Below are 15,156 nucleotides of genomic sequence, written 5' to 3'. Positions count from 1 at the left end.
CCTAACGGTTCTTCCGGTTCTCGATCAGGTCGTCAACAACGCCGGGGTCGGCGAGCGTTGACGTGTCTCCCAGATTGCCAAATTCGTTCTCGGCGATCTTGCGCAGGATGCGGCGCATGATCTTGCCTGAGCGGGTCTTGGGCAGGGCCGGGGCGAACTGGATCAGGTCCGGTGTCGCCACCGGCCCGATTTCCTGGCGTACCCATTTCCTGAGCTGGTCGACATCCTCATCGGCGGCGACACGTCCGCCCATCAGGGTGACATAGCAATAAATGCCCTGACCCTTGAGGTCATGCGGATAACCGACCACGGCCGCTTCGGCGACATCCTTGTGGGCGACCAGTGCGCTCTCGATCTCGGCCGTGCCGAGACGGTGTCCGGAGACGTTGAGCACATCATCGACCCGCCCGGTGATCCACCAATAGCCGTCCTCATCACGCCGGGCCCCGTCGCCGGTGAAATAAAGGCCGGGATAGGTCGAGAAATAGGTCTCGATGAAACGTTGGTGATCGCCGTAAATGGTCCGCATCTGACCGGGCCAGGAGCGGCAGATGACGAGATTGCCCGAGGCCGGTCCGCTATCGGCGATCCGCTGGCCTTCGGCATCCATCAGGGCCGGCTCGACCCCGAAGATCGGCAATGTCGCCGAGCCCGGTTTCAGCGCCGTTGCACCGGGCAGGGGGGTGATCAGCGCGCCACCTGTCTCGGTCTGCCACCAGGTATCGACAATCGGGCAGCGCCCGTCGCCGACCACATTGTAATACCAGTTCCAGGCTTCCGGATTGATCGGCTCGCCAACCGTGCCCAGCAGGCGCAGGGATGAGCGGGAGTGCTTCTTCACCGGCCCATCCCCCTCACGCATCAGGGCCCGGATCGCGGTGGGTGCCGTGTAGAGCGTGTTGACCTGGTGCTTGTCGACCACCTGCCAGAGGCGATCCGGTCCCGGCCAGGTCGGCACGCCCTCGAACATCAGCGTGGTGGCGCCATTGGCCAGCGGTCCGTAGACGATATAGGTGTGCCCGGTGACCCAGCCGACATCGGCGGTGCACCAGTAGATCTCGCCCGGCTTGTAGTCGAACACATATTCATGGGTCATCGAGGCCCAGACCATGTAACCGCCGGTCGTGTGCAACACGCCCTTGGGCTTGCCGGTCGATCCTGAGGTGTAGAGGATAAAGAGCGGGTCCTCGGCATTCATCGGCTCGGGCGGACAGTCGGGGCTGGCCGCCTGGACCAGCGCTTCGTAGGCGACATCGCGGCTGGCGTCCCAGTCAACCGCGCCGCCTGTGCGTTTCACCATGATCACCTTGTCGACAATCCCGGCGGTCGCGACCGCCTTGTCGACATTGGCCTTCAGCGGGATTGGTCTGGAGCCGCGCAGGCCTTCATCGGCGGTAATGACGAAACGGCTTTCGCAATCGATGATACGGCCGGCCAGCGCGTCCGGCGAAAAGCCGCCGAAGACGACCGAGTGAACGGCACCGATGCGGGCACAGGCCAGCATGGCATAGGCCGCTTCCGGGACCATCGGCATGTAGATCGTGACCCTGTCGCCCTTCTTCACGCCGACAGATTTGAGGCCATTGGCCAGGCGGCAGACTTTCTCGTGCAACTGGGCATAGGTGATGGTCGCATCGACGGTCGGATCATCACCCTCCCAGATGATGGCGGGGTCATCGGCTCGCGCGGGCAAGTGCCGGTCGATGCAGTTGGCGCTGGCATTGAGGGTGCCGTCGGCAAACCAGCGGATGTGCAGGTCATCCTTGTTCCAGCTGACATCCGAGACTTCTGTGAAGGGCACTATCCAGTCGATCCGCTGCGCTTCCTCGCGCCAGAATTCATCCGGCGTGTCGAGCGAACGGCGATACATGTCGGCACGGCGGTCGGCATCAATGCCCGCCGCCGCGGCGCGTTCGGCGGCGACCGGGTAGATGGCATTCTGAGCGGATTGGGACATGTCGGCCTCGTCTCGTTTGATCGTGTCTGGTCAGATCCGGGCAGAACGATAGCGATTCAGCCGGAGCAGGCAATCAGGCCGGCCCGGCTTCCGGCAGGCCGCAACCCGTCAATCCGGTGAAACGCCCTCCGCGCGCAAGGTGGTTGCCGGGTCGAGTGTCCGCATGGCGGCGTAGTGGGACAGGAAAACCTCGCCGGACAATTCCTCGTAGAAACCCGCCTCGAGCAGCTTGTCAGCGACCGGGCCCTTGACCTCGGACAGGTGGAGTTTGACCCCGGCATCCCCGAGACGGGCATTGATCACCCGCAGGCTGCCAAGGGCGCTCGCATCAACGAAATTGACGGCGGCAAACAGCAGGACGAGGTCGGTCGGACGGCTTTCACGGGCGATGATCTCGCCGGCGAGGTCTTCCAGAAAGCGCGCATTGGCGAAATAGAGCGCCTCGTCGATCCGCAGCGACACCACATGCGGCGAACAGATCACCTCATGCCGGTTGATATTGCGGAAGTGATGGGTGCGCGGGACCTGTCCGACCTCCGCCCAGTGCGGTCGCATCGTGCGCTGGAGAACGAGCCCGACCGACAGGGCGACGCCCAGGGTCAGACCGATCTCGACCCCGAGGAAAAGCACGCCGACCAAGGTCAGGAAGGCCGCGGCCCCGTCGGCATGGGAGTATTTCCAGGCCAGCCAGGCGTCATGGAAATTCGCCATCCGCCAGATCGCTGCCAGAATCGTCGCGGCGAGGGCCGCTTTCGGGAGATGGTGGAAAAGCGGAGTGAGGAAGGCGGCGACGAGGAGAATGATGAGCGCCGTGAAGACACCGGCGACCGGTGTTTCAGCGCCCGCCGACTCATTCACCACCGAGCGCGCGAACCCGCCGGTGACCGGATAGCCGCCGGTGAAGGCCGCGGCCGCATTGGCTGCGCCCAGACCGAGCAATTCCCGGTTCGGATTGATGGTCTCGCGGCGACGCGCGGCGAGCGATTGTCCAACCGATACGCTCTCGACAAAGCCGACCAGAGAAATCAGCGCCGCCGGTCCGATCAGCGCCCGCCAGGTCTCCAGTGGCACGATCGGAAAGGCGAAAGGTGGCAGGCCGGAGGGCAGTTCGCCGACAATCGACAGGCCGGTCCGCTCCTGCAGTCCGAAGGCCCAGGCCGTCAGCGCCGTCAGCGCGACGAGGGCGGCCGGGGCGATCCGGGTCAGGATGCTGATATGGGATGTCGCCAGTCCGGTCCGCTCCAGCAGGTTGGGCAGGAGTGAGCGCGAGGCCAGGAGAAAGGCCAGGCTAATCACGCCCATTGCCAGCGCCGTGGTATTGATCCCGTCGAACTGGCGGATCAGCGAAACCACCAGTTCCGGGATTGTCGCGCCCTCCATCTCCACACCGAGAAAGTGGCGAAGCTGGCTGGCGATGATGAGTACGGTCGATGCCGTGATGAAGGCTTCCACCACCGGGCGGGACAGGAAATTGGCGACACTGCCCAGCCGGAACACGCCGAACAACAAGAGGAAGACGCTGGACAGCAAAGCGAGGGCGCCGGCGGCGGCCATCAGGTCGGCCGGGTCTGTCAGGCCAAGCGAACCGATCGCGGCTGCGGTCATCAATGAGATCACCGCTACAGGCCCAACCGCCAGCACACGGCTGGACCCGAACAGGGCATAGGCGACCAGGGGCGCGATGGAGGCGTAAAGCCCGGCTTGCGGTGGCAGGCCGGCAAGGAGGGCATAGGCCAGGCTTTGCGGGATCAGCAGGATGGCGGTGACCAGGCTGGCCAGACCGTCCTGGGTCAGTCGATGACCGTCATAGCCGTCGAGCCATTCAAGTCCGGGCAGGAGGCGCCGCAGCCAGGCCATGGCTCAGACCGAATCCAGCGGGATTTTCAAATAGCGTCGGCCATTGTCCTCCGGTTCCGGCAGATTGCCGGCGCGCATATTGACCTGAACCGAAGGCAGGATCAGGCGCGGCATGGCGAGTTCGGCATCGCGCGCGGTGCGCATGGCGACAAATTCGTCCTCGGTCGTACCCGAATGAACATGGATATTGCGCGCCTTCTGGTCAGCGACGGTAGTTTCCCAGGCGAAATGATCCCGACCCGGTGCCTTGTAATCATGACACATGTAGAGCGTCGTGCTGTCGGGCAGGGCGAAGATTTTCTGGATGGACTTGTACAAGGCACGCGCATCGCCGCCGGGGAAGTCACACCGGGCGGTACCGAAATCGGGCATGAACAGCGTGTCGCCGACAAAGGCCACGTCGCCGATATGATAGACCATGCAGGCCGGCGTATGGCCCGGAGTGTAGATGGTTTCAGCTTCGATCGAGCCGATCGAGAAACGCTCGCCATCCTCGAACAAATGCCCGAATTGCGAGCCATCCCGCGCGAAATCCGAGCCAGCATGAAACAGGTCTCCGAATACCGACTGCACATGGGTCACATGGGAGCCGATGCCAATCCGGCCGCCTGTCTCGCGCGCCAGGTAGGGCGCAGCGGAGAGGTGGTCGGCATGAACATGGGTTTCCAGGATCCAGTCGACCGTAAGGCCTTCGCGGCGGACATGGTCGAGCAAGGCGTCGGCGGAGCGTGTCGCCGTGCGTCCCGAGGCCGGATCGAAATCGAGTACCGAGTCGATGATCGCAGCTTTACGGGTTTCTGGATCGGACACGACATAGCTGACGGTGAAGGTGTCTTCATCGAAGAAGGCTTTGACGGTGGGTGTCTGGGTCATGTGCCCGGCCTTTCGGTCTGTCTGTTGAACCGTTGTCTATCCTGCATATAAGTTATTTGCGTAACTATGCAACTACGATAATGCAAGGGGCGGCGGCCCGCTTCGGGCGAATGGTAGAATGGAGGCGCACTATGACAGACCATACGGAATTTGAACCGGCGGAAATACAGGCGGGTCTGAAAGCCGGACGCTATCGGCTGATCGACGTGCGCGAGCCGGGCGAGCATGCGTCGGAGCGCATCCCCGAGGCCTTGCTGGTGCCACTGTCCCGGTTTCGGCCGGGTGAGATTCCTGAAGGCGAGGGCTGTGCGGTGGTGCTTCACTGCCGCTCCGGCGTGCGCTCGGCGCGGGCGCTGGACATGTGCCGATCACAAGGGATCGAGCTTGCCGGCCATATGAGGGGCGGCATCCTCAAATGGAAGGCGGCCGGTCTCCCGACGGAACGGGCTGATCGGGGTGCATCAGGGTTGACGGTTCCACAGGCTGTCGCCGCAAGCGCGACCGTGCTGGTTGTGATTTCGGTCGGCCTGGCAGCGTCGGTCTCGCCCTGGTGGCTGATCCTTGCGGCGGGTGTTGCTGTCCTGCTGTTTCAGGCGAGACTGACCGGCTTTTGTCCGTTCAGCCGCTTCTTCGCCGGGCTGGGTTTGCGGTCCCGTTAGGGCTTTGCGGTCGTCTCCGCGGCGCAATAGGTCGCGTAGAGCGCCGCCATCACTGTTTCGATCCGGGCGTCGGCGAGGCCATAATAGATGGTCTGGCCGTCCCGCCTCGTGGAGACCAGCCCCTTATTGCGCAGGATGGCCAATTGCTGGGACATTGCCTGATCGCGCATGCCAAGCGCCGTCGCAAGCTCGCCGACCGAGCGTTCCTTCTCCATCATCGCACACAGCGCCAGCAGCCGGCTGGGATGGGCGAGCGTCTTCATCAGGTCCGCGATCGTTTCCGCCATGGGCGTCATTTCATCATACTGCATGTCGCGATCCATTAATTGCGTAGCTCTGCACATATAGGATCAGACCGTCCCGATCAGCAATGCCGGCCTGGCGCTGCAGTTCGGTGATATTTGTTATTGTGTTAGCGCGCTAACACGCTATACCCGCCCTCAAGGAGCCAAACCCATGACCGATCCCGCAGCGGGCCGCAGTGACGGACCCACCGATCTCAGCGCCTTGAGCGCCGCCATACTCGCCCTGAAGGACGCCGGGGAGGCCGAGCGCTTTTTGCGCGATCTCCTGACCCCGGGCGAGATGAAGACGCTGACCGAGCGCTGGCGTGTGGCCGGCCTGTTGGCCGAGGGCGGGCATTCCTATCGTGAAATATCCGAAATGACGGGCGCCAGTACCACCACCGTGACCCGTGTTGCCCGTTTTCTCAGCCAGGAACCCTGGCAGGGCTACCGCACCATTCTCAACCGCCTCAAGGAGACCGGATCGTGACGTCCCGTTTGCGCATAGCCGTTCAAAGCAAGGGCCGTCTGGCCGAAGGGGGGATGGACCTCCTCAAGCGTTGCGGACTCCGCTTCGCCTATGGTCGCGACAAGTTGCACCAGCGGGCCGAGAACATGCCGGTCGACCTGATGCTGGTCCGCGATGACGACATCCCCAATTTCGTCGGCAGCGGCGCTTGTGATTACGGAATTGTCGGCGAGAATGTCCTCGCCGAGGAACAGGCGGCCGGTGGCCGAGCCCGCGAACTTGAGGTCGCCTTGCGTCTGGGTTTTGCCGGCTGCACGCTGAAGCTCGCCGCTCCCGATGATGGCTCGATCCGCACGGTTGCCGATCTCGAGGGCAAGGCAGTGGCGACCTCCTATCCGGCATTGACCGCGCAATATATCGCTGACCGCGGCGTCAAGGCCGAGATTGTCGAGATGCGCGGCTCGGTCGAGGTGGCGCCGCGTCTGCGGATCGCCGACGCAATCTGTGACCTGGTGTCCTCCGGTGCGACCTTGCAGGCCAATGGCCTGAAAGCCTTTGAGACCGTCTTGCGAAGTGAGGCGGTCCTGATCCGGCGCAAATCCGGCCGTGCCGATGATACCGATGCAATCGCCAACATCCTGATGCGTCGGTCCGAGGGTGTGATCGCTTCGTCGCAAACCAAATACATCATGCTCAACGCGCCAACTGACAGGCTGGGCGCCATCCGCGCGCTTCTGCCTGGTGCCGACGCTCCGACCATCGCCAAGGTCGCCGGTCGCGAGGATGTCGTCGCCGTCCACGCCGTGTGCCGGGAGCGGGTCTTCTGGGAGACCCTGGAAGCCCTGGAGAAGGAAGGCGCGCGCGCCATCCTTGTCCTGCCGATTGAAAAAATGCTCGCCTGAGGCCCCGACCATGCTCGACATTCTCAACTGGACCGACGCGTCTCCCGAAGCCCGGACGCGAGCCCTGACCCGTCCGGCCAGCAGCAGCTCTGCCGGTCCGGCTGCGCGCGATATCGTCGATGCCATCCGTGATCAGGGCGATGAAGCCGTGAGGGCCTACGCCAAGCGCCTCGACGGGTACGCCCCGGGTGACTTCCGAGTGCCCGAAGGTGTGCTCAAGGCGGCCCGGGCGGCGCTTGATCCACGCGATGCCGAAGCCATCAAGGCCGCGGCCGATGCCGTTCGCCGTTTTCACGTCCAGCAAGGCTATCGCGGCTACAGTGTCGAGACCTGGCCCGGCGTGACGGCCTCGCGTCGGGCGACACCGGTCGACACGGCGGCGCTCTATGTCCCGGCCGGTTCCGCGCCGCTGGTTTCCTCGCTGATCATGCTGGCGATTCCCGCCCAGCTGGCCGGGGTTCCGCGGATTGTGGTAGTTGCCCCGCCGGCCGGAGATGGCGGCGTCAATCCGGCGCTGCTGGCCGCTGCGGACCTGCTGGGCCTGGACGAGGTCTATGCCATCGGCGGTGCGCAAGCGATTGCGGCGCTCTCTTTCGGTGCTGCCGGACTGCCGCGAGCCGACAAGATTTTCGGCCCGGGCAATGCCTATGTCGCCGCGGCGAAAGCCTATGTCAGCAGCCTGCCGGGCGGCCCGGCGGTCGACCTTCCCGCGGGGCCGAGCGAGGTCATGGTGATCGCCGATGAGACCGCCGACCCTGACCTCGTCGCCAGCGATCTGCTGAGCCAGGCCGAGCACGACCCCTCCGCCCAAGTGATGCTGGTCTGTTTTGACGCCGCAACGGCGGATCGGGTGACCGCATCCGTCGCCAAGTTGCTCGAAGACCTGCCCCGCGCGGCGATCGCCCGGGAGGCCCTGGCTGCGTCTGCCATACTGGTTTGCGACAGCGTCGATGACGCCATCGACATCGCCAACATCTACGCCCCGGAACACCTGATCCTGCAGGCGGAGTCCGCCGAGCGTCTTCTCGCGGGAGTGCGGCATGCGGGCTCGATTTTTGTCGGGGCCTGGACGCCTGAAGCGGCCGGTGATTATGCCGCCGGGCCCAACCACACCCTGCCCACAGCCGGTGCGGCCCGGGCGCATGGCGGCGTGTCGGTGGAGAGCTTCCAGAAGACCACAACCATCCTGCGGGCCAGCGAGGCCGGCGCCGTCGCCCTTGCGCCGACGGTCGAACGCCTGGCGGCGCTGGAGCAACTCGACGCGCACGGTCTCGCCATGCGTTTGCGGCGCGAGCGGGCCAATACGGGCGATGTCGCGCCGGATGCCGGCCCGCGTGCCGGGACCAAACGCCGCAAGACCAAGGAGACCGATGTCACGGTCACCGTCAATCTGGACCGCGACGGACCAATCCGCATTGCCACCGGGATCGGCTATTTCGACCACATGTTGGACCAGGTCGCCCGTCATGGCGGATTTGCGCTCGACGTCGCGGTCGAGGGAGATCTGGAGATCGATGGACACCACACCATTGAAGATGTCTGCCTGACCTTCGGTGAGGCTCTGCGCGCTGCCCTGGGTGACAAGCGCGGACTGGGCCGGTTCGGCTTCGAATTGCCGATGGATGAAAGCCGCGCGGCGGCCTGGATCGACCTGTCCGGTCGTCCTTTCGCGAAGTTCGAGGGTGAGATTCCCGGTGAGTTCGTCGGTGAGTTCCCGGTCGAAATGACGGCCCACGCCTTCCGCTCGATCGCGGAAAGCCTCGGTGCGGCGATCCACCTCAAGGTCGAGGGCGAGAATGCCCATCACATGGTCGAGGGCTGTTTCAAGGCTTTCGGGCGCGCCCTGCGTCAGGCCTTGCGGGTCGAGGGCGACGCGCTTCCGTCAACCAAGGGCATGCTGGCGTGATGATTGGCTTGATCGATACCGGTTGCGCCAACCTGGCCTCGGTGCGTTTTGCCCTGGAACGGGCAGGGTTGGCCTATCAGGTTGCGAAAGGCCCGGACGGGCTTGCCGATTGTGACCGCCTCATCCTGCCTGGCGTCGGTGCGGCGAAACCGGCCATGGAACAATTGTGCGCGCGCGGATGGGAGGCGGCATTGAAAGCCGAAACCCGCCCGGTCCTGGGCATTTGTCTGGGCATGCAGCTCCTGTTCGAGCGCTCGGCCGAGGGGGATGTGGACGGTCTGGGCCTGATCCCCGGCCGGATTGAAAAATTGCCGCCGCCGGATGATGGCGTGTGGCCGCACATGGGCTGGAACACGCTGGATTTCACACCGGGAGAAGAGCCGCTTTTGTCCGGTCTGGAGCCCGGTTCCCATGTCTATTTCGTGCACGGGTTTTTTGCGCCGGTGGGGTCCCACACGCGGGCGAGCGCCCGATATGGTCGCGAGATTTCCGCGGTCGTCCGGAAGGGCAATGTCGCCGGCTGCCAGTTCCATCCCGAGCGCTCCGGCATTGTCGGTGCGCGAATTCTGACAAATTTTGCAACGGGTTCGGTATGATTCTTTATCCAGCGATTGACCTTTTGGACGGTCGTGTCGTGCGCCTGCACAAGGGCGCCTTCGATGCCGTGACCGACTATGGTGATGATCCCATGCGCGTTGCTGAACAGTTCGGTGAGGCGGGTGCCGTCTGGGTCCATATCGTCGATCTCAGCGGTGCCCGCGATGGCGCCCGCCGGCAGGGCGCGCTGATCCGCTCGCTCTGCGAGACCGGTCTGCGTGTCCAGACCGGCGGCGGCGTTCGCTCGGCCGAGGATATCGAGGACTTGCTGGCAGCCGGTGTCGAACGCGTGATCATCGGCTCTCTGGCGGTCACGGACACAAACCGGGTGGCCGGCTGGCTGCAGAATTATGGTGGTGACCGGATCACGCTGGCGCTTGATGTACGCCAGATCGGCGGCCAATACCGTCCCGCGCTGAAAGGCTGGACCGACATGGCGGACACAACGCTGGACGATGTGATCTCGGCTTATGAGGGCACCGGACTTGCCCATGCCCTGGTCACCGATATCGGTCGCGATGGCGATTTGTCGGGCCCCAATATCGCCCTCTACAAGCGGCTGGCGACGGACTATCCGAATATCGACTGGCAGGCCTCGGGCGGGGTGTCTTCGCTGGACGATCTTCGCGCAGCGCGGGCGGCCGGTGCGGCGGGCGCGATCACGGGCAAGGCCCTGTATGAAGGCCGTTTCACCGTCGGGGAGGCGATCGCATGCTTGCGCGACGCTTAATTCCCTGTCTCGACGTGCGCGACGGTCGCGTGGTCAAGGGCGTGCGTTTCCGGGACCATGAAGATGTCGGCGATATTGTCGATCTGGCCCGCCGCTATGCCCGCGAGGGGGCCGACGAGCTGGTCTTCTACGACATCGCCGCCAGCGCCCGTGGCCGGACGGTGGAGCCGGAATGGGTCAGCGCCGTGGCTCGCGAGCTGGACATTCCCTTCTGCGTCGCCGGCGGGATTCGCTCGGTTGATGATGCCCGGGCCCGCCTGTTTGCCGGTGCCGACAAGATCTCGGTCAACACGCCAGCGCTCGAGGACCCGACCATCATTGACCGGCTCGCCGCCGAGTTCGGCAGCCAGTGCGTGGTACTGGGCGTCGACAGCCGCATGATCGAGGGCGCCTGGCGGGTCCACCAATACACCGGTGACCCGGACAAGAGTTTTGCCGGTCACCGCCGCACGCTTGACTGGATCGGCGAGGGCGTCGACCGCGGAGCGGGTGAGGTCGTGCTCAACTGCATGGACCAGGACGGTGTCCGCGACGGCTATGATATCGCGCAATTGGAGGCGGCCCGTGCGATGTGTTCCACACCTTTGATCGCCTCGGGCGGCGCCGGACGGAAAGAGCACTTCAAATCCGTGTTCGAACTTGCCAAGGTCGATGGTGCGCTGGCCGCCAGCGTGTTTCACAAGGGGGTCATCGAGATCGGGCAGTTGAAGTCCTGGCTTGATGGTGAAGGAATCAGGGTCAGACCATGATTGATGAAAAGACGCTCGACTGGAAAAAGGGCGATGGCCTGATCCCGGCGATCATCCAGGACGCGGCCACCCGGCAGGTATTGATGCTGGGCTATATGAATGCCGAGGCCTTGGCCACGACGATCAAGAGCGGCAAGGTCCACTTCTTCTCGCGCTCCAAACAGCGCCTTTGGAAGAAGGGCGAAACCTCCGGCAACACGTTCAAACTGGTCAACCTTGCTGCCGATTGCGACAGCGACGCGTTGCTGGTTGAGGTCAAGCCGAAAGGCCCTGCCTGCCATACCGGCACGGTCAGTTGTTTCGGGGATGACCCGGGTCCGGGACTGGGTTTCCTCGCTCATTTGCGCGCCATCATCCGCAAGCGCAAGAAAGACAAGACCAAGGGCTCCTATGTTGGCAGCCTGATGGCCAAAGCGCCCAAGCGCCCGGCCCAGAAAGTCGGCGAAGAGGGCGTGGAAGTGGCGATGGCGGCCGTGTCGGAAAGCAAGGAAGCGCTGGCCGGTGAAGCCGCTGACTTGTTGTTCCACCTGATGGTCCTGCTGGAATCGCGGGAACTGGGTCTGGAAGACGTCGTCGACGTGCTGCGTAACCGCCATGCAGTCCGGGCATCCAAACCGGCCTGATGCGGATGGGTGAACCAGGACTGGCTGGGCTTGCGGCGAGCGTCATGCTGGCTGCCGGCGCGGCTGCCCAGGGCCCGCTGCCGGGCAATAATCGGGATGATGTGTTCAATCGGGATGATGTGATCGTGGTCACCGGCGCGCGCAGCGGCGAGGCGGTCGACGCGACCATCCTGCCGGTCACCCGGATTGACGGCGACACGCTCATCCGGACGGCGGCCCAGCATCCCGCCGAAATTCTGGCCCGTGTGCCCGGTGTGGCGCTGAACCGCGGCAATGGCGCCGAACATCTTGCCGCCATCCGCTCGCCGGTCCTGACCGGCGGGGCAGGGGCCGGATCCTTCCTCTATCTGGAGGACGGCATCCCGCTGCGCGCCGCCGGCTTTGCCAATGTGAATGGCCTGTTCGAGGCCCTGAACGGGCTGTCTGGTGGGATCGAAATTGTGCGTGGACCTGGATCGGCCCTGCAGGGTTCGAACGGGCTTCACGGTGTCATCAACTACCTGACCCCGACCGCCGCGGACACGGCATCGGGGTTCGAGGCTGAGCTGGGGTCTTTCGGGCGGCGACGCGGACAGCTGATCATCTCCCGTCCCGGCGACGGAGCGTCGGCTCTGCTTGCCATAGCGGGGCAGCACGAAGATGGCTGGCGTGACGAAGCCGGCCTCGATCGGGTTGAAACCCTGGTGCGGCTCGATGGCGCGATGCCGCGCTTTGACTGGCGGGCCACGGCGGCTCTGGTGAGCTTGCAGCAGGAAACCGCCGGCTATGTCGGCGGTCTCGACGCCTATCGCAATCTTGATCTGGCGCGCAGGAATGGAGATCCGGAAGCCTTTCGCAACGCGCAGGCCCTGCGTCTGACGCTCAGCCTGAGCGGTCAGGCCGACGCCCTCACGCAATGGCAGGTCACCCCCTATCTGCGCGCCAACGAGATGGATTTCCTGATGCATTTCCTGCCCTCCGAGGCTCTCGAGGAAAGCGGCCATGCCAGCGCGGGCGTGCAAACCTCGCTGACCCGGCAGACCGGATGGGGCGAGTGGGTGCTGGGCGCCGATGTCGAAGCCACGACCGGCACGCTGCGCGAAACCCAGACCCGCCCGACCCTCTTCTCCTTCGTCCAGGGCGAACATTATGACTACACCGTGGATAGCACGCTGACGGCGGTCTACGGGCAGGGGTATTGGGACGCGTCCGATGCCTTGCGCCTGCAAGCCGGATTGCGGCTCGAGCGGGTGCAATATGACTATGATAACCGGCTCGCCGACAACGCCATTGGGCGCTATCTGCGCGTCGCCGACCGAAGCGACGGCTATGATCTCGTCCTGCCTCATGTCGGTGCCAGCTGGCAGATCAATACCTCGAGCCATGTCGTGACCCGCCTCGCACGCGGGGCCCGGGCGCCGCAGACCGCCGAGCTCTACCGGCTGCAGCCAGGTCAGGTGATTGACGGCATCGAGCCGGAAACACTGGACAGTTTCGAGATTGGATACCGGCGCGGCGGCGCGCGCTTCGACTGGTCCGTGACCGCTTTTGCCATGAAAAAGCACAATGTTTTTTTCCGCGATGCCGACGGCTTCAATGTGACGGGTGGCCAGACCCGGCATCACGGGCTGGAACTGGCGCTGGACTGGCTGGCTTCATCGACGCTGACATTCAACCTGGCCGGCAGCTGGGCCCGTCACCTCTATGATTTCGACCGGCCGGTCAGCACTGCCAGCGAGACCATCCGCGCGGGAGCCGAGATCGACACCGCCCCGGAATGGTTGTGGAATGTGCGTGCCCGATGGCAACCCACCGCGCGCTTCAGTGGCGAGCTGGAATGGTCGCACATGGGTCGCTACTTCACCGATGCTGGCAATCTGCACAGCTATGACGGACACGACCTGTTTCACCTGCGCGCCCGCTATCAATGGCGCGAGGGCGCGGAAATTTTCGGCGCTATTAGAAACCTGCTCAACACCCGCTACGCCGAGCGCGCCGACTACGCTTTCGGCTCAGACCGTTACTTTCCGGGCGAGGAGCGGGGAGTGAGCATTGGCGTTCGGGTCGGGTTTTGATGCTGTGGCGCTGTGGCTCAGATCAAGCCTCGCGCCCGGACCAACTCCCGGCGTGACCGACTGACCGGCACATCCGTGCCATCGCTCAGGACAAGCCGCAGGTCACGACCGTCACGCCGGCAGGATTCGATCGCCCGATCTGCGACCCACCAGGACCGATGGGGTGTGAAGCCAAACACGTCACTGCCGGTGCTCAAGTCTGCGAGGCGGCCCCGAATGAAGCGCCGCCCACCTTCGGTGGTTATCTCGAGATAGTGATCCTGCGACCGGACATAGAGTGTTTCCGGTCCGATCGGCCCGCGTGCCGAAGCCGGCTTGTTGGCAGGTCTGGAGAGCTGCGTCTTGTAGTCCAGGTGCCTGCGCTCCCAGGAGAAGCGCAGAAACAGGACGAATCCTGCAACGATCAAAACAGGCGCGCCGATGAAGGGTATGAATTGGATCCACGGGTCGGCCGCTCGCGGCAATAATGGGGTCGACTTCAACAGGTGTATCTCGATCGCCACGACCGGGATCGCCACGAGGACAGCGCCCGTGGCAGCCAGCCAGGCGCCGACCAGGGTGGCGGGTGTGAAGCGGCTGAACAGGCGCTCCAGAATGACCGGCTGGAAAACCACCATGGCGGCTGTGAGCAGCCAGAACGCGATGCGGTGCAACGGGGCAAATTCGTCTGTGTCATAGGCACCACCGACGACGAAGGTCGACGTCATGAACAGCCAAACCCCGCAAAGCAGTCCGGCATCATGATGCCAAAGGCTTGATGGCGTTGCGGTCAGTTTGGGACCATTCGCGTCAATAAGCGACATTTCGCGACGATATCCTGGCTGCGGACAGGCATGCCCGGGCAAGCAGGCACCAGCTGCCGGGACGGCGGCAAACCTAACGCACACCATCAAAGGACATCAAACATGCCCAACACATTCTCCATGATCGCCCTGGCAATCGCCCTGCCCATGCTCGCGACCGAGGCGCAGGCCCAGGAAAGGCGCCAAATTCCCGCCTATCGGGAGATCGGTGTCGAAGCAGGCTCTGACCAGCGCCAGGCCTTGCTGGACTTCCTGCGCTCTTATCGGGACGCGTGGAGCGAAGAGAATACCGATGCTTTCATCGCACTTCACACCGACGACACGGAGTGGATCAATGCCTATGCCCGCATGTTCACCGACGCTCCGTCTCTTGCCGACTTCCTCGAGAACCGGCTCTTCCCGGCCTTCGGTCCCGGGGTTTCGCGGACAGAGGCAGAAAACATGGAATTGATCTCGATGCGTGCGCTCGGTGACGATACGGCCGTGCTGCACCTCTACACGGACGGCAATCGGGGGCCCTCAGCCGTTGCGGGCCGCGAACTGCGCCGAACCCATTTTCATCTCGTCCTGGTTCGGCAGTCCGGCCAATGGAAAGTCGCTCACACTGCGATCATGGATGCTCGGGACTAGGTCCTGAGCTGAACGCCACGCGCCCCCGCATCTGACGCAGACGCCGCCGGCTGACCGTCGGAT

The 15,156-nt window shown here is 64.1% G+C and carries 15 protein-coding genes; 10 read left to right on the top strand and 5 right to left on the bottom strand.

Annotated features, from left to right (window positions below; translation table 11 throughout):
• Position 1 precedes the first annotated feature (1 nt).
• From acs to MMAR10_RS08400, 3 genes are all read right to left on the bottom strand, one after another.
• Positions 2 to 1,957 carry an acetate--CoA ligase gene (gene acs, locus MMAR10_RS08410; RefSeq protein WP_011643560.1) on the bottom strand — a complete coding sequence of 652 codons (1,956 nt, stop codon included), beginning with the start codon at positions 1,955 to 1,957 and terminating at the stop codon, positions 2 to 4.
• A 108-nt stretch (positions 1,958 to 2,065) separates the two neighbouring features.
• Positions 2,066 to 3,814 (bottom strand): SulP family inorganic anion transporter, encoded by a 1,749-nt coding sequence (locus MMAR10_RS08405; RefSeq protein ID WP_011643559.1) that lies wholly within the window; start codon positions 3,812 to 3,814, stop codon positions 2,066 to 2,068.
• Positions 3,815 to 3,817: 3 nt separating this feature from the next.
• The gene (locus MMAR10_RS08400) at positions 3,818 to 4,687 is read right to left on the bottom strand and encodes an MBL fold metallo-hydrolase (RefSeq protein ID WP_011643558.1); all 870 of its coding nucleotides are present in this window, start codon (positions 4,685 to 4,687) and stop codon (positions 3,818 to 3,820) included.
• A gap of 131 nt (positions 4,688 to 4,818) precedes the next feature.
• Between MMAR10_RS08400 and MMAR10_RS16680 the strand changes: the two genes are divergently transcribed.
• Positions 4,819 to 5,346, top strand: coding sequence for a rhodanese-like domain-containing protein (locus MMAR10_RS16680; RefSeq protein WP_011643557.1), 528 nt, complete (start codon positions 4,819 to 4,821; stop codon positions 5,344 to 5,346).
• On the opposite strand, the gene MMAR10_RS08390 is transcribed toward MMAR10_RS16680, so the two are convergent.
• Positions 5,343 to 5,657 carry an ArsR/SmtB family transcription factor gene (locus tag MMAR10_RS08390; protein ID WP_041637451.1) on the bottom strand — a complete coding sequence of 105 codons (315 nt, stop codon included), beginning with the start codon at positions 5,655 to 5,657 and terminating at the stop codon, positions 5,343 to 5,345. The two genes, MMAR10_RS16680 and MMAR10_RS08390, sit on opposite strands and share 4 nt — an antisense overlap.
• Positions 5,658 to 5,802: 145 nt before the next feature.
• Between MMAR10_RS08390 and MMAR10_RS08385 the strand changes: the two genes are divergently transcribed.
• Genes MMAR10_RS08385 through MMAR10_RS08350 form a run of 8 tightly spaced genes read left to right on the top strand, consistent with a single transcriptional unit; the run spans position 5,803 to position 13,660 of the window.
• Positions 5,803 to 6,120, top strand: coding sequence for a YerC/YecD family TrpR-related protein (locus tag MMAR10_RS08385; protein ID WP_011643555.1), 318 nt, complete (start codon positions 5,803 to 5,805; stop codon positions 6,118 to 6,120).
• Positions 6,117 to 7,001, top strand: coding sequence for an ATP phosphoribosyltransferase (hisG, locus tag MMAR10_RS08380; RefSeq protein ID WP_011643554.1), 885 nt, complete (start codon positions 6,117 to 6,119; stop codon positions 6,999 to 7,001). Before MMAR10_RS08385 ends, hisG begins: the two co-directional genes overlap by 4 nt.
• 10 nt (positions 7,002 to 7,011) lie before the next feature.
• On the top strand, positions 7,012 to 8,907 hold the full coding sequence (gene hisD / locus MMAR10_RS08375) for a histidinol dehydrogenase (RefSeq protein WP_011643553.1): 1,896 nt from the start codon (positions 7,012 to 7,014) through the stop codon (positions 8,905 to 8,907).
• Positions 8,907 to 9,503: an imidazole glycerol phosphate synthase subunit HisH gene (gene hisH / locus MMAR10_RS08370; RefSeq protein WP_011643552.1), complete on the top strand. Its 597-nt coding sequence runs from the start codon at positions 8,907 to 8,909 to the stop codon at positions 9,501 to 9,503. Before hisD ends, hisH begins: the two co-directional genes overlap by 1 nt.
• The gene (gene hisA / locus MMAR10_RS08365) at positions 9,500 to 10,234 is read left to right on the top strand and encodes a 1-(5-phosphoribosyl)-5-[(5-phosphoribosylamino)methylideneamino]imidazole-4-carboxamide isomerase (protein ID WP_011643551.1); all 735 of its coding nucleotides are present in this window, start codon (positions 9,500 to 9,502) and stop codon (positions 10,232 to 10,234) included. The genes hisH and hisA overlap by 4 nt, the downstream gene beginning before the upstream one ends.
• Complete coding sequence (gene hisF, locus MMAR10_RS08360) at positions 10,216 to 10,983, top strand: imidazole glycerol phosphate synthase subunit HisF (protein WP_011643550.1); 768 nt, start codon at positions 10,216 to 10,218, stop codon at positions 10,981 to 10,983. The genes hisA and hisF overlap by 19 nt, the downstream gene beginning before the upstream one ends.
• Positions 10,980 to 11,606, top strand: a complete 627-nt coding sequence (gene hisIE, locus MMAR10_RS08355) for a bifunctional phosphoribosyl-AMP cyclohydrolase/phosphoribosyl-ATP diphosphatase HisIE (RefSeq protein WP_011643549.1) — start codon at positions 10,980 to 10,982, stop codon at positions 11,604 to 11,606. Before hisF ends, hisIE begins: the two co-directional genes overlap by 4 nt.
• Before the next feature lie 44 nt (positions 11,607 to 11,650).
• Positions 11,651 to 13,660, top strand: a complete 2,010-nt coding sequence (locus tag MMAR10_RS08350) for a TonB-dependent receptor (protein WP_190273906.1) — start codon at positions 11,651 to 11,653, stop codon at positions 13,658 to 13,660.
• Between the two features lie 17 nt (positions 13,661 to 13,677).
• Here MMAR10_RS08350 and MMAR10_RS16170 read toward each other — a convergent pair whose 3' ends face one another.
• Positions 13,678 to 14,463 (bottom strand): LytTR family DNA-binding domain-containing protein, encoded by a 786-nt coding sequence (locus MMAR10_RS16170; protein WP_011643547.1) that lies wholly within the window; start codon positions 14,461 to 14,463, stop codon positions 13,678 to 13,680.
• 102 nt (positions 14,464 to 14,565) lie between these two features.
• On the opposite strand from MMAR10_RS16170, the gene MMAR10_RS08340 reads away from it, so the two are divergent.
• Positions 14,566 to 15,093, top strand: a complete 528-nt coding sequence (locus MMAR10_RS08340) for a DUF4440 domain-containing protein (RefSeq protein ID WP_011643546.1) — start codon at positions 14,566 to 14,568, stop codon at positions 15,091 to 15,093.
• The last annotated feature ends 63 nt before the right edge of the window (positions 15,094 to 15,156 follow it).

Origin of the sequence: Maricaulis maris MCS10 (assembly GCF_000014745.1) — a bacterium.
GTDB lineage: Bacteria > Pseudomonadota > Alphaproteobacteria > Caulobacterales > Maricaulaceae > Maricaulis > Maricaulis maris_A.
Note: the sequence above shows the minus strand (reverse complement) of the source record. Positions and strands in the feature narration are given on the sequence as shown.